This window comes from Maribacter sp. (assembly GCF_049667165.1).
Classification (GTDB): Bacteria; Bacteroidota; Bacteroidia; order Flavobacteriales; family Flavobacteriaceae; genus Maribacter_A.
Genome location: NZ_JBATHS010000076.1, coordinates 1 through 3,025, shown reverse-complemented (window position 1 = coordinate 3,025; position 3,025 = coordinate 1). Strand labels below are relative to the sequence as shown.

At 38.1% G+C, this 3,025-nt stretch carries 4 protein-coding genes; all 4 read left to right on the top strand.

The genetic code is table 11. The features are described from left to right. A partial coding sequence (locus tag WBM98_RS04370; RefSeq protein WP_424364808.1) for a glycosyltransferase family 2 protein occupies window positions 1-924 on the top strand: 924 nt, incomplete at its 5' end. An 8-nt stretch (window positions 925-932) separates the two neighbouring features. After that, window positions 933-2,303 (top strand): glycosyltransferase, encoded by a 1,371-nt coding sequence (locus WBM98_RS04365; protein WP_424364807.1) that lies wholly within the window; start codon window positions 933-935, stop codon window positions 2,301-2,303. 27 nt (window positions 2,304-2,330) lie between these two features. Then, window positions 2,331-2,582 carry a hypothetical protein gene (locus WBM98_RS04360; protein WP_424364806.1) on the top strand — a complete coding sequence of 84 codons (252 nt, stop codon included), beginning with the start codon at window positions 2,331-2,333 and terminating at the stop codon, window positions 2,580-2,582. Between the two features lie 10 nt (window positions 2,583-2,592). Then, window positions 2,593-3,025 (top strand): polysaccharide deacetylase family protein (locus WBM98_RS04355; RefSeq protein ID WP_424364805.1); only part of this gene is annotated, 433 nt, incomplete at its 3' end.

Below are 3,025 nucleotides of genomic sequence, written 5' to 3'. Positions count from 1 at the left end.
GTTGCTATATCCGTTGTGATCTGTACCCGGAACCGTAGTGAAAGTTTAAAAAAATGTCTCGATAGTTTAAGCATGCAAACCTGTATGCCACGAGAGATCATTGTTGTAGACAATGCGCCTACGGATGATAGTACAAAGTTGACGGTAGATTTATTCAATGGCGTTACTTACTGTAAAGAACCCCGTCCAGGATTGGATATTGCTCGAAATACCGGTGCACGGGTAGCCAAGTATCCCATAGTGGCCTATACCGATGACGATGTAAGGGTAGACACCTTGTGGTCTTTCCGTATTTGGGAAACTTTTTTACAAGAGAATATAGATGCGATGACAGGATTAGTGATCGCATCATCCCTTGAGACCGAAAGCCAGCAGCTATTTGAAAAACATTGGGGGTTTAATAAAGGCTATCGGGATATCTATTTTAATAGCGATTTTATTTTAAAGTCTTCAACAGCACCAAAAGTATGGGATATCGGTGCCGGTGCCAATATGGCCTTTAGGAAAAAGGCTATTGAACGGGTTAATTATTTTGATGATCGATTGGATGTTGGGGCTGCCGGTTGTAGTGGGGATTCCGAAATATGGTTTAGGATATTGGCAAGCGATATGGCTATTCATTACAATCCAAGGGCCTTTGTCTTTCATGAACATCGAGAGGATATAGATCAACTTCATAAACAACTTTTCGGCTATATGCGTGGACATTCCGCATCTGTACTCATACAACATGCCCAGAATAAAAAAGTCGGGTATAAAAAATATTTGTATTTTAAACTCCCCAAGTATTATCTTTCCCTGCTTCTCACTGGTTTCCCGAAGTATAATTTTCGACATCAAACCCTATGGAGCGAAATAAAAGGGTTAATTTCCGGAATACGTTTTTATCATAATAATAAGCACAAACCACCATTAACTCCCTAAGTAGCGCAATGGTACAACCCCTAAACACAATAACACCCCTAGTTTCAGTAATCATTCCTTGCTACAATCATGGGAAGTATTTATCAAAGGCCATTCAAAGTGTTTACTCGCAATCCTATCCCTATTTTGAGCTGATAGTCGTTGACGATGGATCCAGCGATAATACTAAATCTGTATGTTCCGACTACCCCAAAGTGAACTATGTATATCAGGAAAATGCAGGCTTATCCGCAGCCAGAAATATGGGGGTCAAACATGCGAACGGAGATTATATAGTGTTTTTAGATGCGGACGATTGGCTTTTGGATCAGGCTTTGGAAATTAATCTCAATTATTTGAAGTCCGATGTCAATGCCGCATTTGTTTCGGGAGGTTATGAGCTCTACTATGAGCCGGAAGACAAAAGCTGGACCATTCAACAGGAAGTACCTGAAAAACACTATTGTAAATTGTTGGAAGGCAACTTCATCGGGATGCATGCAAGTGTAATGTACAGGCATTGGGTATTTGAAAAATTTGCTTACAATGTAGCTTTACGTTTTTGTGAAGATTATAATTTATACCTTCAAATAACGCGATATTTTCCAATGATCCACCATACCAAATTAATAGCTGTTTACAGAAAACATAACCATAATATGTCCTCAAATTACACCGGGATGATGCATTCGGCTTTGCTGGTATTATCCTACCAAAAGAAAAACCTAAAGAACACTGCTGAAAAGAAAGCATACCAAAAAGGTATGAATTATTGGAAATCGTATTATTCTGAAAAAATATTTGATAACCTTCTCGATCAGTTGTATTCTAAAAAATCGGACTACAATCCAGAAGACATCAAGACTTTAAAAAGTAGTAATCCATTGCTCTATAAAAAGTTCAAAACTAAAAAAAGACAATATCCTATAGTACAATTCAAACAAAAAATTAAGAATCGTATTAAAAAACGGATACCTACAAGTATCTTTAAATTATATCAGACAACATATAAAAAGTCCAACCCTCCACCTTTAATTGGAAAAGTAAATTTGGGAAGTCTAAACAGGACTTCCCCTATCAGTACAGAATTCGGTTACGATCGTGGTGGCCCTTTAGACCGATATTATATTGAAAATTTTCTTGATGAAAATTCTTCCTTGATCAGGGGAAGGGTCCTTGAAATAGGGGATAACGCCTATACCTTAAAATATGGGGGAAGTAATGTTACAAAGAGCGATATTTTACATATTGATGACTCCAATGAACAAGCTACATTTATTGGGGATTTAAGCAATGCCCCACATATCCCTTCAAATTCGTTTGATTGTATCGTCCTTACCCAAACCTTACACCTTATCTATGACTTCAAAGGTGCTATTGAAACTTGCTACAGGCTGTGAAAACAGGGAGGAACACTGTTAATAACAGTGCCTGGCATTAGCCATATTGCCCAGGATGGATGGGGCAAATACTGGCTTTGGTCCTTTACGGATGCATCCATGCAACGAATTATGGAAGAGTGCTTTACGCATGGGAAAATTTCAATCCAAACCAATGGGAATGTATTGGTGGCAAGTGCCTTTTTATATGGCATGGGGCTTCCCGAAATCAAGAAAGAACAATTGGACCAACACGATCCCCATTATCAGGTAATAATAACGGTACGTGCTGTAAAATAAAAAAACTTCAATGATTTCAAGAATTAGAAAATTTTTACGGCCAAGAGAACCAAAGGCAATTGTACTCATGTATCACCGTGTGTGCAATCTCGAAACAGATCCGTGGCAATTGGCAGTTAGCCCAAAAAATTTCGAATCACAGATCAAAGCGTTAAAAAAAAACTTTAATGTACTACCCGTTAGTGACCTAGTGGAACAACTCACCGCTGGTAAAATAGAACCAAACAGCATATACATAACCTTTGACGATGCCTATCGGGATAATTATTTGAATGCCAAACCCGTGTTGGAAACATATGATTGTCCGGCAACCTTCTTTATTCCGACCTCTTATATTGGAAAAGAACAATTATTTTGGTGGGATGAATTGGAATTCATTTTCCTTCATTCCAAAACACTCCCAACCAACCTGACTTTAACCAATGTCGAAAATAGTTATACAT

What these genes read in the sequence shown, in the direction of transcription:
- WBM98_RS04365 (WP_424364807.1), top strand. Translation starts at nt 933, where the DNA reads ATGGTACAACCCCTAAACACAATAACACCCCTAGTTTCAGTAATCATT.